Source organism: Pseudomonas sp. H1_F01 (assembly GCF_054681425.1).
In genome coordinates, this window is sequence record NZ_CP162823.1 from 2,617,115 (window position 1) to 2,641,033 (window position 23,919).

Consider the following 23,919-nt stretch of genomic DNA (forward strand, 5'->3'; position numbering starts at 1 on the left):
CGGACCCTTCGCCTTTTTAAGCGTTTACGCGCCGACTACGATCGGCTTTGCCAGAGGCGGGACGACGGCGCTGGTGGGCGCGATGCCGGCTTCGAACTCTGGACGGAAGTATTTGATCGCGCTGCCCAACGGCTCCACGGCACCCGGTGCGTGAGCACAGAAGGTCTTGCCTGGGCCGAGGAAACCCACCAGACCCAGCAGGGTCTCGATGTCGCCGGCCTGGCCTTCGCCGTTTTCAAGGGCCCGCAGCAGCTTGACGCTCCATGGCAGGCCATCGCGGCAAGGGGTGCAGAAACCGCACGACTCACGGGAGAAGAACTCTTCCATGTTGCGCAGCAGCGACACCATGTTCACGCTGTCGTCCACCGCCATGGCCAGGCCGGTACCCATGCGGGTGCCGACCTTGGCGATGCCGCCGGCGTACATTTGGGCGTCCAGGTGTTCCGGCAACAGGAACCCGGTACCGGCGCCGCCAGGCTGCCAGCACTTGAGCTTGTAGCCGTCGCGCATGCCGCCAGCGTAGTCTTCGAACAGCTCACGACCGGTGACGCCGAATGGCAGTTCCCACAGGCCAGGGTTCTTGACCTTGCCGGAGAAGCCCATGAGCTTGGTGCCCATGTCTTCGCTGCCGTCACGGGCCAGGGATTTGTACCAGTCCACGCCGTCGGCGATGATCGCCGGCACGTTGCACAGGGTCTCGACGTTGTTCACGCAGGTCGGCTTGCCCCACACGCCTACAGCGGCAGGGAAGGGCGGCTTGGAACGTGGGTTGGCGCGACGGCCTTCCAGGGAGTTGATCAGTGCGGTTTCTTCACCGCAGATGTAGCGTCCGGCACCGGTGTGGACGAACAGCTCGAAATCAAAGCCCGAGCCCAGGATGTTCTTGCCCAAGAGGCCGGCGGCCTTGGCTTCTTCCACGGCACGGTTCAGGTGCTTGGCGGCGGTGGTGTATTCGCCACGCAGGAAGATATAGCCACGGTAGGTTTTCAGCGCGCGGGCGCTGATCAGCATGCCTTCGATCAGCAGATGGGGCAGTTGCTCCATCAGCATGCGGTCTTTCCAGGTGTTGGGCTCCATTTCGTCCGCGTTGCACAGCAGGTAGCGGATGTTGATGGATTCGTCCTTGGGCATCAGGCCCCACTTCACACCCGTGGGGAAGCCCGCGCCGCCACGGCCCTTGAGGCCGGAGTCTTTCACGGTCTGGACGATGTCGTCCTGGGCCATGTCGCTGAACGCCTTGCGCGCAGCGGCGTAGCCATTCTTGGCCTGGTACTCGTCCAGCCATACGGCTTCGCCGTCGTCACGCAGGCGCCAGGTCAGGGGATGGGTTTCGGCCGAACGCTGGATGCGGTTGGCGGGCCCGAAGGAAGTCAGGGTCATACGTAGCCCTCCAGCAGTTTGGCGACGCCGTCAGGCTGGACGTCACCGAAGGTGTCGTCGTCGATCATCAGCGCTGGCGCCTTGTCGCAGTTACCCAGGCAGCACACTGGCAGCAGGGTGAAACGACCGTCGGCGGTGGTCTGGCCCAGACCGATGCCCAGCTTGTTCTGGATCTCGCCGACCACCGATTCGTGGCCACCGATGTAGCAGACCATGCTGTCGCAGACACGAATGATGTGACGGCCTACTGGCTGGCGGAAAATCTGGCTATAGAAGGTGGCCACGCCTTCGACGTCGCTGGCCGGGATGCCGAGGATCTCGCCGATGGCGTAGAGCGCGCCGTCAGGCACCCAGCCACGTTCCTTCTGGACGATCTTCAGGGCTTCGATCGACGCCGCGCGCGGGTCTTCGTAGTGATGCAGCTCGTGCTCGATGGCCGAGCGCTCGGTTTCGCTCAGGGCGAAACGGTCTGTCTGGATAAGCGTGCTGTTCATGCTTAGCGGTCCACGTCGGCCATAACGAAATCGATACTACCCAGGTACGCGATCAAGTCCGCGACCATGCTGCCTTTGATCACTGAAGGGATCTGCTGCAGGTGCGGGTAGCTTGGGGTGCGAATCCGGGTGCGGTAGCTCATGGTGCCGCCGTCGCTCGTCAGGTAATAACTGTTGATGCCCTTGGTCGCTTCGATCATCTGGAAGGACTCGTTGGCCGGCATGACCGGGCCCCACGAAACCTGCAGGAAGTGCGTGATCAGGGTCTCGATGTGTTGCAGCGTGCGCTCTTTTGGCGGCGGCGTGGTCAGCGGGTGATCCGCCTTGTACGGGCCTTCCGGCATGTTGCGCATGCATTGGTCGATGATCTTGATGCTCTGGCGCATTTCCTCGACGCGAACCATGCAGCGGTCGTAGGCATCGCCATTGGCCGCCAGCGGTACTTCGAATTCGAAGTTTTCGTAGCCGGAGTAGGGGCGCGCCTTGCGCAGGTCGAAGTCGCAACCGGTGGAACGCAGGCCGGCACCGGTGACGCCCCATTCCAGGGCCTCTTTGGTGTTGTAGGCGGCGACCCCGATGGTACGACCCTTGAGGATGCTGTTCTGCAGGGCAGCCTTGGTGTATTCGTCCAGGCGCTTGGGCATCCACTCGACGAAGTCCTTGACCAGCTTTTCCCAGCCGCGTGGCAGGTCGTGGGCAACACCACCGATGCGGTACCAGGCCGGGTGCAGGCGGAAACCGGTGATGGCTTCGATCACCGTGTAGGCCTTCTGGCGGTCGGTGAAGGTGAAGAACACCGGGGTCATGGCCCCCACGTCCTGGATATAGGTCCCCAGGAACAGCAGGTGGCTGGTGATACGGAAGAACTCGGCCATCATGATGCGGATGACGTCGACCTTCTCCGGTACCTTGATCCCGGCCAGTTTCTCGACCGACAGCACGTACGGCAGGTTGTTCATCACGCCGCCGAGGTAGTCGATGCGGTCGGTGTACGGGATGAAGCTGTGCCAGGACTGGCGCTCGGCCATTTTCTCGGCGCCACGGTGGTGGTAGCCGATGTCAGGCACGCAGTCGACGATCTCTTCGCCGTCCAGCTGCAGGATGATGCGGAACGCACCGTGGGCCGAAGGGTGGTTCGGGCCGAGGTTGAGGAACATGTAGTCCTCGTTGGCGCCCGAACGCTTCATGCCCCAGTCTTCAGGCTTGAAGCGCGCGGCTTCTTCCTCGAGCTGTTGCTTGGCCAGGGACAGGCTGAACGGGTCGAACTCGGTGGCACGGGCCGGGAAGTCCTTGCGCAGCGGGTGACCTTCCCAGGTCGGCGGCATCATGATGCGGGTCAGGTGCGGGTGGCCGGGGAAGTCGATCCCGAACATGTCCCACACTTCACGCTCGTACCAGTTGGCGTTCGGCCAGATGCCGGTCACGGTCGGCACGCTAAGGTCGCTCTCGGACAAGGCGACCTTGATCATTACGTCACTATTACGCTCGATCGACATCAGGTGATAGAACACGGTGAAATCGACGCCGTCGGGCAGCCCTTGACGCTTGGTGCGCAGGCGCTCGTCCACGCCGTGCAGGTCATAGAGCATGACGTACGGCTTGGGCAGGTTGCGCAGGAAGGTCAGGACTTCGACGAGTTTGGCGCGGGCAACCCAAAGCACCGGCATGCCGGTGCGGGTCGGCTGGGCGGTGAACGCCTCGGGGCCAAAACGGTTGTTCAGTTCGACGACCACATCCTGGTCGTCTGCCTTGTAAGGCGGGATGTACAGAGCACTGCCTGTAGTCATGGTTATTTATCGCTTTCGGTCAACGTAAAGAATGAAGCCAGGTTCTCGTTTCTTATGCAGAGCAGAGCTGGATCAGACTTCGTCGGGGCTGCGCAGGTTGGTGACTGCGATACGCTGTTCGCGGCGCTGTTCCTTTTGCGATGGCATGTCGGCGCGATAGACGCCTTGATCGCCAACGACCCAGGACAGTGGGCGACGCTCCTGGCCAATCGACTCCTGCAACAGCATCAGGCCTTGCAGGAAAGCTTCAGGGCGAGGCGGGCAGCCGGGCACGTAGACGTCCACGGGCAGGAACTTGTCCACCCCTTGAACGACGGAGTAGATGTCGTACATGCCACCGGAGTTGGCGCACGAACCCATGGAGATAACCCACTTAGGTTCGAGCATTTGCTCGTAGAGACGCTGGATGATCGGCGCCATCTTGATGAAGCAGGTACCGGCGATAACCATGAAATCCGCCTGGCGTGGCGATGCCCGGATCACCTCGGCGCCAAAGCGCGCGATGTCGTGGGGCGCCGTGAAGGCGGTGGTCATTTCCACGTAGCAGCACGAAAGGCCGAAGTTGTACGGCCACAGGGAGTTCTTGCGACCCCAGTTGACCGTGCTGTTCAGCACGTCTTCGAGCTTGCCCATGAAGATGTTTTTGTGGACTTGATCTTCTAACGGATCGGCAACGGTTTCCCGTTCGCCAATCGGATACTGCTCGTTAGGAGCATCGGGGTCGATCCTGGTGAGATTGTATTGCATTGCCAAAGCCTCATTGTTTCAGCTTCGCTTGCCGCTTGCGCCGAGCTTCCGGAGCCCAATCAAGCGCCCCCACTCGGTAAAGGTAGACAAGACCTGCCAACAGAATTGCTATGAAAACGAGAGCTTCGACGAATCCGGTCCAGCCGCTTTCGCGGACGGACACAGACCATGCAAAGAGAAAGAGGGCTTCGATATCGAAGATCACGAAGAGCATCGCGACCAGATAGAATTTGGCTGAGAGCCGCAAGCGGGCGCCACCGGTAGGTAGCATGCCGGACTCGAACGGTTCATTTTTGCTGCGGCCCCAGGCTTTTGACCCAAGCAGGCTCGACACACCGAGCATGAAAGCACACAGGCCAACAACGCCCAGAAGGAAAATGGCAAAGCCCCAATTGTGGGCCATGAGTCCTGTCGCTTCGGACATGCTGGAAATCCTTAACAGAGAGCAAAGGTCTCTGAGCTTGAATGAAATAACGCAGTGACGATATGTCGCAGCAATCAATCGCGGTGATTTTATGGCTAAACACCGGGCAAGTAAAATTCCTATAGCGAAATTATTTATTGGAATAAGGACATAGCGTGCCTCCAAGACCCTGCGGCCCAGGCCTGGTGGGCGTTGGCCGGTTATTCATCAATAATATTTTGTGCGGAATGCAACAATGATAATGACTTCCAAATGATAATTATTATTATTTGTAGCGGCCTTTCTACGGTGCACTTTGTGTTGTGCCTGAAAGACTGTCTTACATCGCCGCTACTGCAATTGTCAGCGCCGAACGTTTTACTCCTTTTCGGACTGCCCAATACTGCGTTCGATCAATTTTTCTACCCGTGCGCTGAAGTTTTGTGACGGAGGGGGCGGTGAAGGTTGGATCTGTGTCGGGGACTGCTCCTGTGGGAGCCAAGCTTGCTCGCGATGCCGGCAACGCGGTCCCGAGGCAGACAGCGTAATCGTTCATCGCGGGCAAGCCTGACTCCCACAGATGCAGGCTTGCTCTTACAGCGTAGGTTGCTTCAAAAAAAACGGGTGAAAAAACCAGGTTCGTCAGATCAATGTCGATCAGTTGAGCCAATGCAGAACCTGTGGCCATGGGGTTTGCACGTTTAAGCGACACCGCTGTGGTGCTTTAGGCCCGGTCTCGTGCCAATTTTTGCTCGCCAGCCCCCGTCCAATCGATGCATCCTCGACTTTCCTTGAATGAATGATGTCAAATGGCTATCTTTGTGCTTCATTCATCTAATCATCTATATCAATACTTGATTAGGCTAACGTCCCTTCTTAGATAGCCGCGCCAGGTTTCATCGTTCGCGGCTGATGACCACAAGGAATGCCATGAACTCTTGGATCGCGAATATGAGCGTTATGCTCAAGCTGGCTTTGGGCTTTGCCGTTGTGCTGCTTCTGACCGCTATCCTCGCCGCGACCGGCTGGTTCAGCCTGGGGAAAATGATCGAGCGTACTGATCGAATGACCAGCATCACCGAACTCGGCAACCGTCTTGATCACCTGCGCAGGGCACGCTTGCAATACCAGCTGGACCGGGGAGATGAACAAAAGGGTGCATTGATCCAGGCGTCGCTGGACCAGTTTGTCGCCAAGCAGAAAAGCCTCGCAAACGAGTTGAGAAAACCTGAAAACCTGAAAAAACTTGCGCTGATCGAGCAGGCCAGCACGCAGTATCAAGTGGCACTGAATACGATGCGCGAGGCTTATCGCAATGACGCGGCCATGCGCAAGGAGATGGGCGTCAATGCGGTCAAGGGTGCCGCGCTGATTGCCAAAGTCATCAATGACGTAGAAGCAATGCCTGCCTCGGATGAGCGCCGTTTCGAGCTGTACAGGGTCATCCTCAAGGCAAAAGAGGACTTGGCACTGGTGCGTTATGAAGTGCGTGGCTATACCGGCAACCCCAACAGCGCCACCGAGCTCGCCGCCGCCCGCCAGCTGGAAAATGCGCTCAAGGGCATCGAAACCCTCAACGGCGCTTTCGGTCCGACCTATGCCGACACCATCAAGCAGCTGGAAACCGCGCTGATTGCTTACCGCCGTTCGGTGCAGGATTTCACTGCCAGCAATCAGGCCATTGGCAAGGCCGTGCAGGACACTATCGATCTGGGTGAAACCATCACTCGTCTGTCTGACGAAATGTATGCCAGCCAACTGGTCTCCCGTGACGAAGACAGCGCCCAGGCGCGCATCCTGCAGCTGAGTTGTACGGCCTTGGCGATGTTGTTGGGGATTTTTGCCGCCCTGATCATCACCCGCCAGATTACACGGCCGTTGCAGGACACATTGGCTGTGGTCGATCGCATTGCAGCAGGTGATCTCACGCAGCACGTGATCGTGACCCGTCGTGATGAGCTGGGTGTCTTGCAGCAGGGTATTGAGCGCATGGGCAGCACCTTGCGCGACCTGATCGGTGGCATCCGCGATGGCGTTACCCAAATCGCCAGTGCCGCCGAAGAGCTCTCGGCTGTCACCGAGCAGACCAGTGCCGGGGTCAACAGTCAGAAGACCGAGACCGATCAGGTGGCTACCGCCATGCACGAAATGTCGGTCACCGTGCATGAAGTCGCGCGTAATGCCGAACAAGCTCGCGCAGCTGCATCAGAGGCCGATGCACAAGCTCGTATTGGCGACCAGGTGGTCGCGCAAGCCATCGTTCAGATTGAGCGCCTGGCCGGCGAGGTCGGGCGTTCAGTCGAAGCCATGAACGAGCTGGAACAGGAAAGCGGGCGCATCGGCAAGATCATGGACGTGATCAGGGCGGTGGCTGAGCAGACCAACTTGCTGGCCCTTAACGCCGCCATCGAGGCCGCTCGCGCGGGTGACGCCGGGCGCGGTTTTGCCGTGGTCGCCGATGAAGTGCGCGGATTGGCCCAGCGTACCCAGCATTCCACCGAAGAGATTGAAAGCCTGGTGGCGGGCTTGCAGAACGGCACGCGCCAGGTATCGAGCATCATGCGAAACAGCCGCGAACTGACCGACAGCAGCGTGGAATTGGCAGGCAAAGCCGGCACCTCCCTGGGCAACATCACCCAGGCGGTTTCCGGCATTCAGGCCATGAACCAGCAGATTGCCGCCGCCGCGGTGCAACAGAGCTCGGTGGCCGAGGAAATCAGCCGTAGTATCCTGAGCGTGCGCGATGTATCCGAGCAGACCGCCTCAGCCAGTGAAGAAACCGCAGCCTCCAGCATCGAACTGGCGCGCCTGGGTAACCAGTTGCAGCAGTTGGTCAGTCACTTCAAGGTGTGAAAAACGGAGCGGGAAAAACCGGCAAAAAAAAGCCCCGAACCAGTCGGGGCTTCAGATCATCGGCTTTGCGGTTAGCTTTTACTCGGTCCGCAAGGGCCGTTTACGGCGTGTATCAGTGGAACTGTTCTTCTTCGGTGGAACCGGTCAGTGCGGTCACCGACGAAGTGCCGCCCTGGATCACGGTGGTCATGTCGTCGAAGTAGCCGGTGCCCACTTCCTGCTGGTGAGCGACGAAGGTGTAGCCCTTGGCGGCGTCAGCGAACTCTTGCTCTTGCAGCTTCACGTAGGCGGTCATGTCGTTGCGGGCGTAGTCGTGCGCCAGGTTGAACATGCTGTGCCACATGTTGTGAATGCCGGCCAGGGTGATGAACTGGTGCTTGTAGCCCATGGCGGACAGTTCGCGCTGGAACTTGGCGATGGTCGCGTCGTCCAGGTTTTTCTTCCAGTTGAAGGAGGGCGAGCAGTTGTACGACAGGATCTGGTCTGGGTATTCCTTCTTGATCGCTTCGGCGAAGCGACGCGCCTCGTCCAGGTCCGGCTTGGCGGTTTCGCACCAGATCAGGTCGGCGTACGGTGCGTAGGCCAGCCCACGGGCGATGGCTTGGTCGAGACCGGCACGCACCTTGTAGAAGCCTTCCTGGGTGCGGGTACCGGTTACGAACGGTTGGTCGTACGGGTCGCAGTCGGAGGTCAGCAGGTCAGCGGCGTTGGCGTCGGTACGGGCCAGGATGATGGTTGGTACACCGGCAACGTCGGCGGCCAGGCGGGCAGCGGTCAGCTTCTGCACAGCTTCCTGGGTTGGAACCAGTACCTTGCCGCCCATGTGGCCGCATTTCTTCACCGAAGCCAGTTGGTCTTCGAAGTGAACGCCGGCGGCGCCTGCTTCGATCATGCTTTTCATCAGCTCGTAGGCGTTCAGGACGCCACCGAAACCGGCTTCAGCGTCAGCCACGATCGGCGCGAAGTAGTCGATGTAGCCTTCGTCGCCCGGGTTCTTGCCGGCTTTCCACTGGATCTGGTCGGCGCGACGGAACGAGTTGTTGATGCGCTTGACCACCGTTGGAACCGAATCCACCGGGTACAGCGACTGGTCGGGGTACATCGACTCGGCGGAGTTGTTGTCCGCGGCCACTTGCCAGCCCGACAGGTAGATCGCCTGGATGCCGGCCTTGACTTGCTGCACAGCCTGGCCGCCGGTCAGGGCGCCCATGCAGTTGACGAAATCTTTCTCGGGACGGAAGGCTGGCTTGGCGCCCTGGGTGACCAGGTTCCAGAGCTTGTCGGCGCCCATTTTCGCAAGGGTGTGCTCAGGTTGAACCGAGCCACGCAGACGGACGACGTCAGCAGCGGAATAATTGCGCTTCACGCCTTTCCAGCGCGGGTTTTCAGCCCAATCTTTTTCAAGGGCTGCAATTTGCTGTTCGCGTGTCAGTGCCATGGAGATAAACCTCGTCGCATAGGTCTTGGTGGAAAATTCCTGCTCCTGCCGACCAGGGGTTGGCGTACAAGTCGGTTCAGGCGGGGAGGCGACGGGATGAACGATGGGCTCGAGGGGAAAGTGAGCAGGTAGGGGCGAACTGCGGGCGCATTCGGGCGTCGTGGGCCTCCATACGAACTCAGAGTGATGCCGGGTTACCTAGTTACGCTTCCGTCCCTCGGGACAACTTCGTTCCAGTCGCAACCTCGTCAAACACACCTTGTGGGCGGTACAGACACGAATCGGCTCGCAGGGTAGTTGCAAGCGTCGACCCGAAGGCCCTTGCCAGGGCCCCTGATTAGCGGGAGCGAGGCCATCATGCCTTCGGTTTTTTGCCTCGTCAAACGTTTTGTAGTGCTTTTTTTATGGCACTACATCTTTGGTCTAATACGACTCATCAGTCAGTTTTTGGTGCTTCAGTTCAGGGTATCGACCTTGACCCGCAAAATCATGTCGTCGCGGCCCTGGGTAGAGTAGCTGCGGGTCAGGCCCTGCTTGTCGGCTTGAGTCTGGCGATTCACGCCGGCCAGGGTGATCCATTCGCCCAGGCGACCGCTGACGGTTGTGTCGGTACTCTGAACGTTCACTACATCGGGACGTTCCTGGCTCATGCGGTCACGGTTGGTACTGATGCTGAGATGAACGGTCTCGCCGGTGACGCTCGCCGTGACATAAAAACCCTGGGTGACGTTGCGGTATTCGGTCTGGCTTTGCAGGCGGCCGTAGTTGTCGGTCTGGCTGCTGGTGAAGGGCACGCTCTGGCCGACCTGGATCAGCGCCGGCTGGCCTTCGCTGGCTTGCACCTGCTGCACGCCGCCGTCACGGCTGGCGGTGCTGCGGTTGATGATGCGGGTCTGGCTGGGCGCGGCGCCGTTGATCGAGTAACCCTGGTCGCCCTGCAGGTTGTTTTCGTTGGTGTCGACCGTAATCAGCAGGCGCTTGGGCGCAGTGTCCAATTGGGCCAGGAACTGCCGGAGTTCTTCGATCTTGCCGGGCTCGGCGTTGACGATCAGTTGGTTGCCGTAGGCGCTGACCTGGCCGTCCTTGCCGATGAAGTTCTGTGCCACCGGCAGCAGGTCGGCGCTGGTGCGGTAGTTCAGCGGCACGATTTGCGTATCGGCCACGGCTGACAGGCTGCTACCAAGCAGCAAGAGGGTCAGCAGGGTGCGTAGAAGCATGTCCATTTCTCCATGAGACAAAGGCCTGATATTGCCAGTTTGTCGGCCCCGGGTGGCGCAAGTTGAATGTTAGACGGCAAAACGCCCCGGCATCGGTAGATGGCGGGGCGTTTCGAGGTTGCATGATTCATTTGTGGCGAGGGAGCAAGCTCCCTCGCCACAGGTTTCAGGCCGAGCGCCGCACCATGTCCACATGCGGAATCCCGGCTTCCAGGAACTCCTCGCTGACCACTGCAAACCCCAGCCGCTCATAGAACGGCGTGGCGTGCACCTGGGCGCTGAGCATCTGCTGCTGGAGCCCACGCTTCTCGGCTTCGGCGATCACGGCGTGCATCAGCGCATCGCCCACCTTCAGGCCACGCCAGTCCTTGAGGACCGAGACGCGGCCGATATGGCCGTCGGTCAGCAGGCGGGCGGTGCCGATGGGAAAGTCGCCTTCAAACGCCAGAAAATGCACCGCGCTCTGGTCGTCGGCATCCCATTCCAGCTCAGGTGGAACGGACTGCTCGGCAATGAACACGGTCTCACGAATGCGCCGGATCTCGGCGTTATCCTTTTGCCAGTCTGCGACACGAACGTGAATTTTATTCATCAGCGAACCCCAGGCTGCCTTGCTTGACCAGCTCGCAGACCAGGCCGCGACCGTCTTCGTCGGCCAGCCACGGACCGAGGTTCTCGATGTGCAGGGCGTCGGCGGCGCAGATCATTTTCAGCAGCTCGCGCAGCTTGCCCGGCAGGTAACGGCTCTGGCCGCTGGCGAACAGCAGCAGGTCGTCATCGACTTCCGACCAGGCCAGGCGCGCGCTCGGGTTGCGAATGATCACGGCACCTTGTTCCAGGCTGGCCAGCAGGTCGTCTTCTTCCAGTTCCGGGCCCACCACCAGTTCCGGGTAGCGCGGCTCGGTCATGAACTGGCCAAACCAGGTCAGCAGCAGGCGCTCGTCGCTCATGTGCTCGGCCAGCAAGCCCTTGAGGCGGTCGAGGGCGTCCTGCTGGATCTGGTGCGGATCGGCTACAGGGCGTGCGTCGGCGTCGGTGTAGCGTTCTTCGTCCGGCAGGAACTGGCTGAGGAAGTCGGTGAAGTGGGTCAGGACTTCAGCGGCGCTCGGCGCACGGAAACCCACCGAGTAGGTCATGCAGTCGTCCACGGCCACGCCGCAGTGCGCCAGGCGCGGCGGCAGGTAGAGCATGTCGCCCGGTTCCAGGGTCCACTCATCGGTGGCTTCGAATTCAGCGAGGATGCGCAGGTCGGCGTGCTGCAGCAGCGGGCTTTCGGAGTCGCACATCTGGCCGATTTTCCAGTTGCGCTGGCCGTGGCCCTGCAGCAGGAACACGTCATAGTTATCGAAATGCGGACCCACGCTGCCACCGGGTGCGGCGAAGCTGATCATCACGTCGTCGATGCGCCAGCTCGGCAGGAAGCGGAAGTTCTCCAGCAGCTCGCTGACTTCCGGTACGAACTGATCGACCGCCTGTACCAGCAGGGTCCACTCGCGCTCTGGCAGCTTGCTGAATTCGTCTTCGGCAAACGGGCCGCGACGCAATTCCCAGGGACGCTCGCCATGCTCGATCACCAGGCGCGACTCGACTTCTTCTTCCAGGGCCAGGCCGGCCAGTTCGTCGGCATCGATCGGGCTTTGGAAGTCAGGAATCGCCTGACGGATCAGCAGGGGTTTTTTCTGCCAGTAGTCGCGCAGGAACTCCCGTGCCGTGATGCCGCCCAGGAGTTGCAGAGGAATATCAGGATTCATGTGTAACCTATTGAAAAAATATACTTTTCAGACGCGAATAAAAACGCCCGGCGCGGCCGGGCGTCTCAAAGGTAAAGCCGTGGATCAGATGCGCTTGGCTTGTGCTGCTGCGTTGCCGATGTAACTGGCCGGCGTGAGCTTTTTCAGCTCAGCCTTGGCGTCGGCAGGCATGTCCAGGCCATCGATGAAAGTCTGCAACGCTTGAGGGCTGATGCCCTTGCCACGGGTCAGTTCTTTCAGCTTTTCATACGGGTTTTCGATGTTGTAGCGACGCATCACGGTCTGGATCGGTTCGGCCAGGACTTCCCAGCAGGCGTCCAGGTCGGCGGCGATCTTCTGCTCGTTCAGTTCCAGCTTGCTGATGCCCTTGAGGCTGGCTTCGTAGGCAATGACGCTATGGGCAAAACCCACGCCCAGGTTGCGCAGCACGGTGGAGTCGGTCAGGTCGCGCTGCCAGCGGGAGATCGGCAGTTTGCTCGCCAGGTGCTGGAACAGCGCGTTGGCGATGCCCAGGTTGCCTTCAGAGTTTTCGAAGTCGATCGGGTTGACCTTGTGCGGCATGGTCGAGGAACCGATTTCGCCAGCGATGGTGCGCTGCTTGAAGTAACCCAGGGAAATATAGCCCCAGATGTCACGGTCGAAGTCGATCAGGATGGTGTTGAAGCGCGCGATCGCATCGAACAGTTCGGCGATGTAGTCATGCGGTTCGATCTGGGTGGTGTAGGGGTTGAAGCTCAGGCCCAGCTCGTCTTCGATGAAGGCGCGGGCGTTGGCTTCCCAGTCGATGTCCGGGTAGGCCGACAGGTGGGCGTTGTAGTTGCCCACGGCGCCGTTGATCTTGCCCAGCAGCGGCACGGCGGCCACCTGGGCGATCTGGCGCTCCAGGCGGTAGACCACGTTCGCCAGTTCCTTGCCCAGGGTGGTCGGCGAAGCCGGTTGACCGTGGGTGCGCGACAGCATCGGCACGTCGGCGAAGCGGATCGCCAGCTCGCGGATGGCCTGGGCGGTCTGGCGCATCAGTGGCAGCATCACCTCATCACGGCCTTCGCGCAGCATCAGGGCGTGGGACAGGTTGTTGATGTCCTCGCTGGTGCAGGCGAAGTGGATGAACTCGCTGACATTGGCCAGTTCCGGCAGCTTGGCCGCCTGCTCCTTGAGCAGGTATTCGATGGCCTTGACGTCGTGGTTGGTGGTGCGCTCGATCTCTTTGACGCGCTCGGCGTGCTCCAGCACAAAATTTTCTGCGAGGGCGTTCAACACCGCGTTGGCTTCGGCGGAAAACGCCGGGACTTCGCTGATGGCAGGGTGGGCGGCCAGGCGCTGGAGCCAGCGCACTTCAACCAGGACGCGGGCACGGATCAGGCCGTACTCGCTGAAAATCGGGCGCAGGGCCTGGGTTTTGCCGGCGTAGCGGCCGTCAACAGGGGAAACCGCAGTGAGCGAAGAGAGCTGCATGGGGTGTTCTCGGACAGTCGGGCAACGAAATGGGGCGCGTATCATACATGAAAACAATCGCCGGTCCGTCGCCAACTGACCGGCGTATTACGCGTAACGAACTAAAAAAACGGGTTGAGGCGACTTATTCGTTGCGCATCAACGGGTAAAGCTCTTTAAGCAATTTGCGCCGGCTGATCACCAGTTGCCAGCGATGGCCGCCCAACTGCCGCCACAGCCGTGCCGAACGAATACCGGCCAGCAACAGGGCGCGGATCTTCGAGGCATTGCTCGGTTGCTGCAGGTTGCGCATGTCGCCATGCACCTGGATGCGCTGGCGCAAGGTGCTCAGGGTGTCCTGGTACAGCGCGCCGCAGGCCGCGACGACGTTTTCGTGGGACGGGCCGAAGTGCTCCACCTGGGACTGGATCTGCGGCAAGCGTTTGCCGATGGTTTCCAGCAGGTCGTCGCGCTTGGCCAGCTGACGCTCAAGGCCCAGCATCGACAGGGCATAGCGCAGCGGTTCGCGTTGCAGGGCGCTGGGATCGCGCTCCAGGGCGCCAATCAGCGCACGATAGCCTTCGCGCAGGTTCAAGTCGTCGCCGCCGTAGACTTCCAGGGTGTCCTTGGGGTCGCGAACCAGCAGGCTGCCGAGCATGCAGGCCACGCCCGCTTCGGTGGCCTGGCCGGTCTTGGCGATCCTGTCCACCAGCACGGCGGCGAGGAATACGCCGCCCAATGCCGTCAGTTGTTCCTGGATGGGGGTCATGCCTTGCTGCTCCAGGGCTCTGCGACTTCGATCACACCGCCGCCCAGGCAGATTTCGCCGTCATAGAACACCACGGACTGGCCGGGGGTGACCGCCCGCTGCGGGTCATCGAAGGTGGCACGGTAGCCCGTGGCGGTTTTTTCCAGGGTGCAGGGCTGGTCGCTCTGGCGGTAGCGAACCTTGGCCGTCAGGCGGCGTGGTTCGCCGAGGTCGATCGGGTTGACCCAATAGATATCGGAGGCGAGCAGGGCGCGGGAAAACAACCATGGGTGGTCGTTGCCCTGGCCGACGATCAGCTCGTTGTGCTCCAGGTCCTTGACCAGCACGTACCACGGCTCTTCGCCGGCGTCTTTCAGGCCGCCGATGCCCAGGCCCTGGCGCTGGCCGATGGTATGGTACATCAGGCCATGGTGACGGCCGATGACTTCGCCTTCGGTCGTCTTGATCTCGCCCGGCTGGGCCGGCAGGTATTGCTTGAGGAAGTCGCTGAAACGGCGCTCACCGATAAAGCAGATCCCGGTGGAGTCTTTTTTCTTGGCCGTGGCGAGCTGGTGTTTTTCGGCGATCGCGCGCACTTCGGGCTTTTCCAGTTCGCCTACCGGGAACAGGGTCTTGGCGATCTGCTCGCCGCCGACGGCGTGCAGGAAGTAGCTCTGGTCCTTGTTCGGGTCCAGGCCCTTGAGCAGTTCGGTGCGGCCGTCGATGTCGCGGCGGCGCACGTAGTGGCCGGTGGCGATCAGGTCGGCACCGAGCATCATGGCGTAGTCGAGGAACGCCTTGAACTTGATTTCGCGGTTGCAGAGGATGTCCGGGTTCGGCGTGCGGCCGGCCTTGTACTCGGCCAGGAAGTGCTCGAACACGTTGTCCCAGTACTCGGCGGCGAAGTTGGCGGTGTGCAGCTTGATGCCGATCTTGTCGCACACGGCCTGGGCGTCCGCCAGGTCGTCCATGGCGGTGCAGTATTCGGTGCCGTCGTCTTCTTCCCAGTTCTTCATGAACAGGCCTTCCACCTCATAACCCTGCTCGATCAGCAGAAGGGCGGAAACGGAAGAGTCCACGCCGCCGGACATGCCGACAATGACGCGCTTCTTGGATGTGTCAGAAGGAGCTGGATCACGCATAGGAGTTCAATGAGTGTCTTGAAAAAGGACGCGATTCTATCAGGCCCGGGCGCACAAGGCTAAAGAGAAGGACGGATCAGCGTCAGACTGTGGCAATGGCCGGCCAGATAATCGTCGATGCAGCGGATGATCAGCTCGCTGCGCCAGTGCTCGCGCTGTTCGAGCAGTTCGTCGCGGGTCAGCCATTTGGCGCCGAGGATGCCGTCGTCCAGTTGATACTCGGGGTGGTGTTTCAAGGCCTTGGCGGCGAAACAGACGCGCTGGTAGGTCACACCGTTGCTGGGGGCGGTGTACAGGTAAATACCCACCACGGCCGTGGGTTCGACGTCCCAGCCGGTTTCTTCCAGGGTTTCGCGCACGGCGGCTTCGATCAGGGTTTCGTTCGGGTCAAGGTGGCCGGCGGGCTGGTTGAGCACTGCGCGTCCGGCCTTGGATTCTTCCACCATCAAGAAGCGGCCGTTGTTTTCGACGATGGTGGCGACGGTGATGTGGGGTTGCCAGTTCATAAGGTTCCTTTATTGCTCAGATTGGGGGGGATCGAGTACATATCCGTTTTTGTAGTAACGGCCGCTTAGGGTTCCGCCCTGACGGCGGCTTACTTTTGAAAAGCGCAAAAGTAAGCAAAACGCTCTTGCCCCACCACTCGGTGCCTCGCTTAGGCTCGGCATGCCCTCTCTCCGGCATTGCTCCGTGGGCCGCCGCGAAGGGCCATCCATGGCCCAGCGCGGCTATCCCGGCATCCATGCCGGGATGCCCACTCCACAATGCCTGCGTTCGGCCATCGTGGTTAACGGGGCGCCCCAGATCAAGATCAAAAGCGAGGCGGCCTAACGGCCGGCCTGGTTCTCCTGGTCATACACCTGTCAGATCTGTGGGAGCAAAGCTTGCTCGCGAGGCGGCCTAACGGCCGGCCTGGTTCTCCTGGTCATACACCTGTCAGATCTGTGGGAGCAAAGCTTGCTCGCGAGGCGGCCTAACAGCCGGCCTGGTTCTCCTGGTCATACACCTGTCAGATCTGTGGGAGCAAAGCTTGCTCGCGAGGCGGCCTAACAGCCGGCCTATCTCTCCGACCGTACCCCGATCTTATTGTGGGAGCGAGCTTGCTCGCGATAGCGGTGGGTCAGTCAATATTTGAATTGAATGATGAATTGCAATCGCGAGCAAGCTCGCTCCCACAGGGGTGGGTTCTAAATGCCAGAAACACAAACCCCGGCACTAGGCCGGGGTTTGTGGTACTGCCTACAACCTTACACCAGCGCAGCAATCGCCGCGTTGAAGGTGTTGCTCGGGCGCATGGCCTTGCTGGTCAGCTCCGGATTGGCGAAGTAGTAACCGCCGATGTCCACGGGCTTGCCTTGCACGGCATTGAGTTCGGCAACGATTTTTTCTTCGTTGTCGGTCAATGTCTTGGCCAGGGAAGCGAACTGAGCCTTGAGGGCTGCGTCGTCGTCTTGAGCGGCCAGTGCCTGGGCCCAGAACAGGGTCAGGTAGAAGTGGCTGCCGCGGTTGTCGATGCCGCCGACCTTGCGCGAAGGCGACTTGTTGCGGTCCAGGAACTCACCGGTAGCCTGGTCCAGGGTCTTGGCCAGCACCAGTGCTTTAGGGTTGTTGTAAGTCACGCCCAGGTGCTCGAGGGACGCAGCCAGGGCCAGGAACTCGCCCAGGGAATCCCAGCGCAGGAAGTTTTCTTCCAGCAACTGCTGCACGTGCTTGGGGGCCGAGCCGCCAGCGCCGGTTTCGAACAGGCCACCGCCGTTCATCAGCGGCACGATCGACAGCATCTTGGCGCTGGTGCCCAGTTCCATGATCGGGAACAGGTCGGTCAGGTAGTCGCGCAGTACGTTGCCGGTCACCGAGATGGTGTCCTTGCCTTCGCGGGTGCGGGCCAGGGTGAACTTCATCGCGTCGACCGGCGACATGATGCGGATGTCCAGGCCGGCAGTGTCGTAGTCCTTCAGGTAGGTCTGGACTTTCTCGATCACGACGCCGTCATGGGCGCGCATCGGGTCCAGCCAGAAGATCGCCGGGGTGCTGCTGGCGCGGGCGCGGTTGACGGCCAGTTTGACCCAGTCCTGGATCGGCGCGTCTTTGGTCTGGCACATGCGGAAGATGTCGCCAGCTTCGACGCTCTGCTCCAGCAGGGTGCGACCGTTGCTGTCCGAAACACGGACCACGCCGTCGACCTTGATCTGGAAGGTCTTGTCGTGGGAGCCGTACTCTTCGGCTTTCTTGGCCATCAGGCCAACGTTCGGCACGCTGCCCATGGTGGTTGGGTCGAAGGCGCCGTGTTGCTTGCAGTCTTCGATCACCGCCTGGTAGATGGTGGCGTAGCAGCGATCCGGGATCACGGCCTTGGTGTCGTGCAGTTGGCCGTCGGTGCCCCACATCTTGCCGGAGTCACGGATCATGGCCGGCATCGAGGCGTCGACGATGACGTCGCTCGGCACGTGCAGGTTGGTGATGCCTTTGTCGGAGTTGACCATCGCCAGGGATGGGCGCGCTGCGTAGACCGCCTGGATGTCGGCTTCGATCTGCGCCTGCTGCTCGGCCGGCAGGGCCTTGATGCGGGCGTACAGGTCGCCGATGCCGTTGTTCAGGTTGAAGCCGATCTGCTCCAGCACCTGTGCGTGCTTGGCCAGGGCGTCTTTATAGAACTCGGCAACGATCTGGCCGAACATGATCGGGTCGGAGACCTTCATCATGGTGGCCTTGAGGTGAACCGACAGCAGGACGCCTTTTTGCTTGGCGTCTTCGATTTCAGCGGCGATGAAGTCGCGCAGGGCGTTTTTGCTCATCACGGCGCAGTCGAGGATCTCACCGGCTTGTACGGTGGTTTTTTCCTTCAGGACAGTGGCAGTGCCATCCTGGGCGATCAGCTCGATTTTCACGCTGCCGGCGGCGTCGATCAGGGCGGCTTTTTCGCTGCCGTAGAAATCACCGGTGCTCATGTGGGCTACATGGGATTTGGAGTCGGCTGCCCAGGCGCCCATCTTGTGCGGGTGCTTGCGGGCGTAGTTCTTGACCGACAGCGGCGCGCGACGGTCGGAGTTGCCTTCGCGCAGGACCGGGTTCACGGCGCTGCCCTTGATCTTGTCGTAGCGGGCGCGAGCGTCTTTCTCGGCGTCGCTGGTCACGGTTTCCGGGTAGTCCGGCAGTGCGTAGCCCTGGGCCTGCAATTCCTTGATCGCGGCCTGCAGTTGCGGTACCGAGGCGCTGATGTTCGGCAGCTTGATGATGTTGGCTTCGGGCGTAACGGCCAGGTCGCCCAGTTCGGCGAGGTGGTCGGCTACGGCTTTGTCACCCAGTTGCTCGGGGAAGCTGGCCAGGATGCGCCCTGCGAGGGAGATATCGCGGGTTTCCACGGCGATATCGGCCGAAGCGGTAAAGGCTTCGACGATCGGCAGCAGCGAGTAGGTGGCGAGGGCGGGCGCTTCGTCGGTGAAGGTATAGATGATCTTCGAGCGGGTGGGCATATTCGGATTAACTCTCTTCTTTGCTAAAGCATGCGCAGAAACTCGAGGGGCGCCGGGTAAGCGCGTTCGTTCAAAGTCATCCGTGAACCGAATGTCGAGGTTTCTTCGCGGTGATGTTGGGTGCATCAGTCGAGCGTCAAGCGGTTGGGCCGCGGTAACGGTCCGGCTTTTAAACTGGCGGAAAGACCTGTGATAGAGCGCTCAGCCAGTGTGACCCTGTGGTCAGCGGCGGCATTATACATAGGTAGCTGGCAATCTGCCGATGGTTCATAGACTTCCGTACACGTCCATTGGTCTAAACGTCGCAGTACCCAAGGAGCAGGCTATGCTCATGTTTGGCGCTTTTCCCTTGGTTTTCAGGGTTGTACACCGCGAACTGCAACGCTTTACCCCGGATGAGCCTAACGTAGGGTTTGCGCGCCGATTCAAGTGGGGTACGCTCGAACGCAGCCAGATGTTCAATCCAAGCAACGGAGTTCAGCATGGGGTATCAAAAGATTCAGGTTCCAGCCGTCGGTGACAAAATTACCGTCAATGCAGACCATTCTCTTAATGTTCCCGACAACCCGATCATCCCCTTCATCGAAGGCGACGGCATTGGCGTCGATATCAGTCCGGTCATGATCAAGGTTGTGGACGCTGCGGTTCAGAAGGCCTATGGCGGCAAGCGCAAGATTTCCTGGATGGAAGTCTATGCCGGTGAGAAAGCGACTCAGGTCTACGACCAGGACACCTGGCTGCCCCAGGAAACCCTGGACGCGGTCAAGGATTACGTGGTTTCCATCAAGGGTCCGCTGACCACGCCGGTGGGCGGTGGTATCCGTTCGCTGAACGTGGCCCTGCGCCAGCAGCTCGACCTGTACGTGTGCCTGCGTCCGGTGCGCTGGTTCGAAGGCGTGCCAAGCCCGGTCAAGAAGCCTGGCGACGTGGACATGACCATCTTTCGCGAGAACTCCGAGGACATCTACGCTGGCATTGAGTGGAAGGCCGGTTCGGCTGAAGCCACCAAGGTCATCAAGTTCCTGAAAGAAGAAATGGGTGTGACCAAGATCCGTTTCGACGAGGACTGCGGCATCGGCATCAAGCCGGTTTCCAAGCAAGGCACCCAGCGCCTGGCTCGCAAGGCCTTGCAATATGTTGTCGACAATGACCGCGATTCGCTGACCATCGTGCATAAAGGCAACATCATGAAGTTCACCGAAGGTGCCTTCAAGGAATGGGCCTACGAAGTGGCGGCCGAGGAGTTCGGCGCGACCCTGCTCGACGGCGGGCCGTGGATGCAGTTCAAGAACCCGAAGACCGGCAAGAATGTCGTCGTCAAGGACGCCATCGCCGATGCGATGTTGCAGCAGATCCTGTTGCGTCCGGCCGAATATGACGTGATCGCCACCCTGAACCTGAACGGTGACTACCTGTCCGACGCCCTGGCGGCGGAAGTGGGTGGTATCGGTATTGCGCCAGGCGCCAACCTGTCCGACACCGTGGCAATGTTCGAAGCCACCCACGGTACCGCGCCCAAGTATGCCGGCAAGGACCAGGTCAACCCTGGCTCGCTGATCCTGTCGGCGGAAATGATGCTGCGTCACATGGGTTGGACCGAAGCGGCCGACCTGATCATCAAGGGCACCAACGGCGCGATTTCGGCCAAGACCGTGACCTATGACTTCGAACGTCTGATGGAGGGCGCCAAGCTGGTGTCGTCTTCGGGCTTCGGTGATGCCCTGATCTCGCACATGTAAGCGGATCGGCGCTCAGCGCGAATGCCCGGCTCGAGTGATCGAGTCGGGCATTTTCATTTGTCCGGTGCGGCGGCCGGTCAATGGGTCTCGGTGACCCTGACCTGGACAGGGGCGGGCGTTTCTTCGACGGTGACAACCCTGATGTTGACCGCGTGCAGGCCCTTGGGTCCCTGGATGACGTCGAACGTCACAGGCTGTCCGGCCTTCAGGGTTTTATAGCCTTCCATGTTGATGGCCGAGTAATGGGCGAAAAGGTCTTCATCATCCCTGCCGGCCGCGATAATGAAACCGTAGCCCTTGGCATTGTTGAACCATTTCACCTTGCCATTCATCTTGACGACCGACATAACCCATTTCCCTCTGCAACGCACTCCATCACTGGAGTATCATCCAGTCCATCCGCAGGCTAATCTTGAAGTAAGGATAGATTCCACGGACCTTTTTAACCCACGATGGGCTCTATTGGTTGTAACACCGTTTTGCCGATAGTCAAGGTGGCCGGGTGGTCGTGGTTGAAATCGCCCACAAGCGCCCCCATCACTGTATTCGCCAACTAAACGAACCTTTCTTTCCATGCATGCAGTCAGCCAGATTCGACTAACATTCAATCAGGATCGCCCGGATCTACACGACGACGATTCCGCAGGCATTGCTGTTCAGGAGGCAAAGCCTGCATTACAGGCGCCACCGATGTACAAGGTGGTTTTGTTCAACGATGACTACACACCGATGGATTTCGTCGTCGAAGTGCTCGAGGTGTTTTTTAACCTGAATCGCGAGCTGGCGACCAAGGTCATGCTGGCCGTCCATACAGAGGGACGGGCAGTATGTGGAGTGTTTACCCGCGACATCGCCGAGACGAAGGCCATGCAGGTCAACCAGTACGCCCGGGAAAGCCAGCATCCGCTACTCTGTGAAATCGAGAAGGACGGTTAACGCCGACCACTTGGGTATGAGGTGAAGCTATGTTAAACCGCGAGCTCGAAGTCACCCTCAATCTTGCCTTCAAGGAGGCTCGTTCGAAGCGTCATGAATTCATGACCGTCGAACACCTGCTGCTGGCCCTATTGGATAACGAGGCTGCCGCCACCGTTTTGCGTGCCTGCGGCGCGAACCTCGATAAACTCAAGCATGATCTGCAGGAGTTCATCGACTCCACCACGCCATTGATCCCCGTCCATGACGAGGATCGCGAAACCCAGCCAACCCTGGGCTTCCAGCGTGTCCTGCAGCGTGCTGTCTTCCATGTACAGAGCTCGGGCAAGCGTGAAGTCACCGGCGCCAACGTGCTGGTTGCCATCTTCAGCGAGCAGGAAAGCCAGGCGGTATTCCTGCTCAAGCAGCAGAGCGTTGCGCGTATCGATGTCGTCAACTACATCGCCCATGGCATCTCCAAGGTGCCGGGGCATGGCGATCATTCCGAGGGTGAGCAGGATATGCAGGACGACGAGGGCGGTGAGTCTTCTTCTTCAGGCAACCCATTGGATGCCTATGCCAGCAACCTGAACGAACTGGCACGCCAGGGACGCATTGACCCGCTGGTCGGGCGCGAAGCGGAAGTCGAGCGTGTCGCACAGATCCTGGCTCGGCGTCGCAAGAACAACCCATTGCTGGTGGGCGAGGCGGGCGTGGGCAAGACCGCAATCGCCGAAGGCCTGGCCAAGCGCATCGTCGACAACCAGGTGCCGGACCTGCTGGCCAACAGCGTGGTGTACTCCCTCGATCTGGGTGCCTTGCTGGCCGGTACCAAATACCGCGGTGATTTCGAGAAACGCTTCAAGGCGTTGCTTGGCGAGTTGAAAAAACGTCCGCAAGCAATCCTGTTCATCGACGAGATCCACACCATTATTGGTGCCGGGGCGGCGTCGGGTGGGGTCATGGATGCGTCGAACCTGCTCAAGCCGTTGCTGTCGTCGGGTGATATCCGTTGCATCGGCTCGACCACGTTCCAGGAATTCCGCGGGATCTTCGAGAAAGACCGTGCCCTGGCCCGGCGTTTCCAGAAGGTCGATGTGTCGGAGCCTTCGGTGGAAGACACCATAGGTATCCTGCGCGGCCTGAAAGGGCGTTTCGAGCTGCACCACAACATCGAATACAGCGATGAAGCCCTGCGCGCGGCGGCTGAGCTGGCCTCGCGTTACATCAACGACCGGCACATGCCGGACAAGGCCATCGACGTCATCGACGAAGCGGGTGCCTACCAGCGCCTGCAACCGGTGGAGAAACGCGTCAAGCGCATCGAAGTGCCTCAGGTCGAGGACATCGTGGCGAAAATCGCGCGTATTCCGCCTAAGCACGTCACCAGTTCCGACAAGGAGCTGCTGCGTAACCTGGAGCGTGACCTGAAGCTGACGGTGTTCGGCCAGGATGCGGCCATCGACTCGCTGTCGACCGCCATCAAGCTGTCCCGCGCCGGTCTCAAGTCACCAGACAAGCCAGTGGGTTCGTTCCTGTTCGCCGGTCCTACCGGTGTCGGCAAGACCGAGGCCGCGCGGCAGCTGGCCAAGGCAATGGGTATCGAGCTGGTTCGCTTCGACATGTCCGAGTACATGGAGCGCCACACCGTATCGCGTCTGATCGGTGCGCCTCCAGGCTATGTCGGTTTCGACCAGGGCGGCCTGCTGACCGAAGCCATCACCAAGCAGCCACACTGCGTATTGTTGCTCGATGAAATCGAGAAGGCGCATCCGGAAGTCTTCAACCTGCTCCTGCAGGTCATGGACCACGGTACGCTCACCGATAACAACGGGCGCAAGGCGGATTTCCGCAACGTGATCATCATCATGACCACGAACGCCGGTGCCGAAACCGCGGCTCGAGCTTCGATCGGTTTCACCCATCAGGACCACTCGTCCGATGCGATGGAAGTGATCAAGAAGAGCTTCACGCCTGAATTCCGCAACCGCCTGGACACCATTATCCAGTTTGGTCGCCTCAGCCATGAAGTCATCAAGAGCGTGGTGGACAAGTTCCTTACCGAACTTCAGGCGCAGCTCGAGGACAAGCGTGTATTGCTGGAAGTCACCGATGCGGCCCGCAGTTGGCTGGCAGAAGGTGGTTACGATGTGACGATGGGGGCGCGGCCGATGGCTCGCTTGATCCAGGACAAGATCAAGCGTCCGCTGGCCGAGGAAATCCTCTTTGGCGAACTGGCCGAGCATGGCGGTGTGGTCCACATCGACATCAAGGACGGCGAACTGACCTTCGACTTCGAAACCACGGCCGAAATGGCCTGATCGTTAGTCGCAACACAGCAAAAGGCGCCGAAAGGCGCCTTTTTGCTATTCCAGCCCCACACCAATCCCTTGTGGGA

21 protein-coding genes and 1 pseudogene are annotated in these 23,919 nt (G+C 60.2%); 6 read left to right on the plus strand and 16 right to left on the minus strand.

Annotated elements, in window-relative coordinates; translation table 11 throughout:
• Window positions 1-24: 24 nt before the first annotated feature.
• The 6 genes from nuoF to AB4O09_RS12140 all read right to left on the minus strand — a co-directional run bounded on the left by nuoF (window position 25) and on the right by AB4O09_RS12140 (window position 5,499).
• Entirely contained in the window at window positions 25-1,380 is a 1,356-nt protein-coding gene (gene nuoF, locus AB4O09_RS12115) for an NADH-quinone oxidoreductase subunit NuoF (protein WP_003203373.1), read from the minus strand.
• Window positions 1,377-1,874 (minus strand): NADH-quinone oxidoreductase subunit NuoE, encoded by a 498-nt coding sequence (gene nuoE, locus AB4O09_RS12120; protein WP_003203372.1) that lies wholly within the window; start codon window positions 1,872-1,874, stop codon window positions 1,377-1,379. The genes nuoF and nuoE overlap by 4 nt, the downstream gene beginning before the upstream one ends.
• Window positions 1,875-1,876: 2 nt before the next feature.
• Window positions 1,877-3,661 carry an NADH-quinone oxidoreductase subunit C/D gene (nuoC, locus tag AB4O09_RS12125; protein ID WP_003203370.1) on the minus strand — a complete coding sequence of 595 codons (1,785 nt, stop codon included), beginning with the start codon at window positions 3,659-3,661 and terminating at the stop codon, window positions 1,877-1,879.
• 72 nt (window positions 3,662-3,733) lie between these two features.
• Window positions 3,734-4,408, minus strand: coding sequence for a NuoB/complex I 20 kDa subunit family protein (locus tag AB4O09_RS12130; protein WP_013693708.1), 675 nt, complete (start codon window positions 4,406-4,408; stop codon window positions 3,734-3,736).
• Between the two features lie 10 nt (window positions 4,409-4,418).
• The gene (locus tag AB4O09_RS12135) at window positions 4,419-4,832 is read right to left on the minus strand and encodes an NADH-quinone oxidoreductase subunit A (protein WP_003203367.1); all 414 of its coding nucleotides are present in this window, start codon (window positions 4,830-4,832) and stop codon (window positions 4,419-4,421) included.
• A 319-nt stretch (window positions 4,833-5,151) separates the two neighbouring features.
• Complete coding sequence (locus AB4O09_RS12140; protein WP_155252620.1) at window positions 5,152-5,499, minus strand: hypothetical protein; 348 nt, start codon at window positions 5,497-5,499, stop codon at window positions 5,152-5,154.
• A 272-nt stretch (window positions 5,500-5,771) separates the two neighbouring features.
• Here AB4O09_RS12140 and AB4O09_RS12145 point away from each other — a divergent pair.
• Window positions 5,772-6,809: pseudogene (locus AB4O09_RS12145) on the plus strand (methyl-accepting chemotaxis protein); the annotation flags it as partial.
• A 141-nt stretch (window positions 6,810-6,950) separates the two neighbouring features.
• A complete protein-coding gene (locus AB4O09_RS12150; protein WP_411740645.1) occupies window positions 6,951-7,664 on the plus strand; it encodes a methyl-accepting chemotaxis protein in 714 nt (237 codons plus the stop codon).
• A gap of 112 nt (window positions 7,665-7,776) precedes the next feature.
• On the opposite strand, the gene aceA is transcribed toward AB4O09_RS12150, so the two are convergent.
• The 8 genes from aceA to AB4O09_RS12190 all read right to left on the minus strand — a co-directional run bounded on the left by aceA (window position 7,777) and on the right by AB4O09_RS12190 (window position 15,900).
• Entirely contained in the window at window positions 7,777-9,102 is a 1,326-nt protein-coding gene (aceA, locus tag AB4O09_RS12155) for an isocitrate lyase (protein WP_003203364.1), read from the minus strand.
• A gap of 455 nt (window positions 9,103-9,557) precedes the next feature.
• The gene (locus AB4O09_RS12160) at window positions 9,558-10,319 is read right to left on the minus strand and encodes a secretin N-terminal domain-containing protein (RefSeq protein ID WP_003203361.1); all 762 of its coding nucleotides are present in this window, start codon (window positions 10,317-10,319) and stop codon (window positions 9,558-9,560) included.
• Between the two features lie 166 nt (window positions 10,320-10,485).
• Window positions 10,486-10,911, minus strand: a complete 426-nt coding sequence (locus tag AB4O09_RS12165) for a GNAT family N-acetyltransferase (RefSeq protein ID WP_003203360.1) — start codon at window positions 10,909-10,911, stop codon at window positions 10,486-10,488.
• Window positions 10,904-12,070, minus strand: a complete 1,167-nt coding sequence (locus tag AB4O09_RS12170) for a ribosomal protein uL16 3-hydroxylase (RefSeq protein WP_003203358.1) — start codon at window positions 12,068-12,070, stop codon at window positions 10,904-10,906. The genes AB4O09_RS12165 and AB4O09_RS12170 overlap by 8 nt, the downstream gene beginning before the upstream one ends.
• 84 nt (window positions 12,071-12,154) lie before the next feature.
• Window positions 12,155-13,525, minus strand: coding sequence for an adenylosuccinate lyase (gene purB / locus AB4O09_RS12175; RefSeq protein ID WP_003203355.1), 1,371 nt, complete (start codon window positions 13,523-13,525; stop codon window positions 12,155-12,157).
• 124 nt (window positions 13,526-13,649) lie between these two features.
• Window positions 13,650-14,273, minus strand: coding sequence for a high frequency lysogenization protein HflD (gene hflD, locus AB4O09_RS12180; protein WP_003203353.1), 624 nt, complete (start codon window positions 14,271-14,273; stop codon window positions 13,650-13,652).
• Window positions 14,270-15,394, minus strand: coding sequence for a tRNA 2-thiouridine(34) synthase MnmA (gene mnmA / locus AB4O09_RS12185; protein WP_003203350.1), 1,125 nt, complete (start codon window positions 15,392-15,394; stop codon window positions 14,270-14,272). The genes hflD and mnmA overlap by 4 nt, the downstream gene beginning before the upstream one ends.
• A 59-nt stretch (window positions 15,395-15,453) precedes the next feature.
• Window positions 15,454-15,900, minus strand: a complete 447-nt coding sequence (locus AB4O09_RS12190) for an NUDIX hydrolase (protein ID WP_003203348.1) — start codon at window positions 15,898-15,900, stop codon at window positions 15,454-15,456.
• 184 nt (window positions 15,901-16,084) lie between these two features.
• Between AB4O09_RS12190 and AB4O09_RS12195 the strand changes: the two genes are divergently transcribed.
• The gene (locus tag AB4O09_RS12195) at window positions 16,085-16,225 is read left to right on the plus strand and encodes a hypothetical protein (RefSeq protein WP_155767776.1); all 141 of its coding nucleotides are present in this window, start codon (window positions 16,085-16,087) and stop codon (window positions 16,223-16,225) included.
• A gap of 416 nt (window positions 16,226-16,641) precedes the next feature.
• Here AB4O09_RS12195 and AB4O09_RS12200 read toward each other — a convergent pair whose 3' ends face one another.
• Complete coding sequence (locus AB4O09_RS12200; RefSeq protein ID WP_003203346.1) at window positions 16,642-18,867, minus strand: NADP-dependent isocitrate dehydrogenase; 2,226 nt, start codon at window positions 18,865-18,867, stop codon at window positions 16,642-16,644.
• A 482-nt stretch (window positions 18,868-19,349) separates the two neighbouring features.
• Between AB4O09_RS12200 and icd the strand changes: the two genes are divergently transcribed.
• Window positions 19,350-20,606 (plus strand): NADP-dependent isocitrate dehydrogenase, encoded by a 1,257-nt coding sequence (icd, locus tag AB4O09_RS12205; protein WP_003203344.1) that lies wholly within the window; start codon window positions 19,350-19,352, stop codon window positions 20,604-20,606.
• Between the two features lie 77 nt (window positions 20,607-20,683).
• Here icd and AB4O09_RS12210 read toward each other — a convergent pair whose 3' ends face one another.
• Window positions 20,684-20,953, minus strand: coding sequence for a cold shock domain-containing protein (locus AB4O09_RS12210; protein WP_003203343.1), 270 nt, complete (start codon window positions 20,951-20,953; stop codon window positions 20,684-20,686).
• Window positions 20,954-21,179: 226 nt separating this feature from the next.
• Here AB4O09_RS12210 and clpS point away from each other — a divergent pair, with 226 nt between their 5' ends.
• Both clpS and clpA read left to right on the plus strand, forming a co-directional pair.
• Window positions 21,180-21,542, plus strand: coding sequence for an ATP-dependent Clp protease adapter ClpS (clpS, locus tag AB4O09_RS12215; RefSeq protein WP_003180089.1), 363 nt, complete (start codon window positions 21,180-21,182; stop codon window positions 21,540-21,542).
• A 29-nt stretch (window positions 21,543-21,571) separates the two neighbouring features.
• Window positions 21,572-23,842: an ATP-dependent Clp protease ATP-binding subunit ClpA gene (gene clpA, locus AB4O09_RS12220; protein WP_003203340.1), complete on the plus strand. Its 2,271-nt coding sequence runs from the start codon at window positions 21,572-21,574 to the stop codon at window positions 23,840-23,842.
• The last annotated feature ends 77 nt before the right edge of the window (window positions 23,843-23,919 follow it).

Bases quoted from the DNA above. Each gene is read 5' to 3' on its own strand.
- nuoF (WP_003203373.1), bottom strand. From the start codon at position 1,380: ATGACCCTGACTTCCTTCGGGCCCGCCAACCGCATCCAGCGTTCGGCC.
- nuoE (WP_003203372.1), bottom strand. From the start codon at position 1,874: ATGAACAGCACGCTTATCCAGACAGACCGTTTCGCCCTGAGCGAAACC.
- nuoC (WP_003203370.1), bottom strand. From the start codon at position 3,661: ATGACTACAGGCAGTGCTCTGTACATCCCGCCTTACAAGGCAGACGAC.
- AB4O09_RS12130 (WP_013693708.1), bottom strand. From the start codon at position 4,408: ATGCAATACAATCTCACCAGGATCGACCCCGATGCTCCTAACGAGCAG.
- AB4O09_RS12135 (WP_003203367.1), bottom strand. From the start codon at position 4,832: ATGTCCGAAGCGACAGGACTCATGGCCCACAATTGGGGCTTTGCCATT.
- AB4O09_RS12140 (WP_155252620.1), bottom strand. From the start codon at position 5,499: ATGGCCACAGGTTCTGCATTGGCTCAACTGATCGACATTGATCTGACG.
- AB4O09_RS12150 (WP_411740645.1), top strand. From the start codon at position 6,951: ATGCACGAAATGTCGGTCACCGTGCATGAAGTCGCGCGTAATGCCGAA.
- aceA (WP_003203364.1), bottom strand. From the start codon at position 9,102: ATGGCACTGACACGCGAACAGCAAATTGCAGCCCTTGAAAAAGATTGG.
- AB4O09_RS12160 (WP_003203361.1), bottom strand. From the start codon at position 10,319: ATGCTTCTACGCACCCTGCTGACCCTCTTGCTGCTTGGTAGCAGCCTG.
- AB4O09_RS12165 (WP_003203360.1), bottom strand. From the start codon at position 10,911: ATGAATAAAATTCACGTTCGTGTCGCAGACTGGCAAAAGGATAACGCC.
- AB4O09_RS12170 (WP_003203358.1), bottom strand. From the start codon at position 12,070: ATGAATCCTGATATTCCTCTGCAACTCCTGGGCGGCATCACGGCACGG.
- purB (WP_003203355.1), bottom strand. From the start codon at position 13,525: ATGCAGCTCTCTTCGCTCACTGCGGTTTCCCCTGTTGACGGCCGCTAC.
- hflD (WP_003203353.1), bottom strand. From the start codon at position 14,273: ATGACCCCCATCCAGGAACAACTGACGGCATTGGGCGGCGTATTCCTC.
- mnmA (WP_003203350.1), bottom strand. From the start codon at position 15,394: ATGCGTGATCCAGCTCCTTCTGACACATCCAAGAAGCGCGTCATTGTC.
- AB4O09_RS12190 (WP_003203348.1), bottom strand. From the start codon at position 15,900: ATGAACTGGCAACCCCACATCACCGTCGCCACCATCGTCGAAAACAAC.
- AB4O09_RS12200 (WP_003203346.1), bottom strand. From the start codon at position 18,867: ATGCCCACCCGCTCGAAGATCATCTATACCTTCACCGACGAAGCGCCC.
- icd (WP_003203344.1), top strand. From the start codon at position 19,350: ATGGGGTATCAAAAGATTCAGGTTCCAGCCGTCGGTGACAAAATTACC.
- AB4O09_RS12210 (WP_003203343.1), bottom strand. From the start codon at position 20,953: ATGTCGGTCGTCAAGATGAATGGCAAGGTGAAATGGTTCAACAATGCC.
- clpS (WP_003180089.1), top strand. From the start codon at position 21,180: ATGCATGCAGTCAGCCAGATTCGACTAACATTCAATCAGGATCGCCCG.
- clpA (WP_003203340.1), top strand. From the start codon at position 21,572: ATGTTAAACCGCGAGCTCGAAGTCACCCTCAATCTTGCCTTCAAGGAG.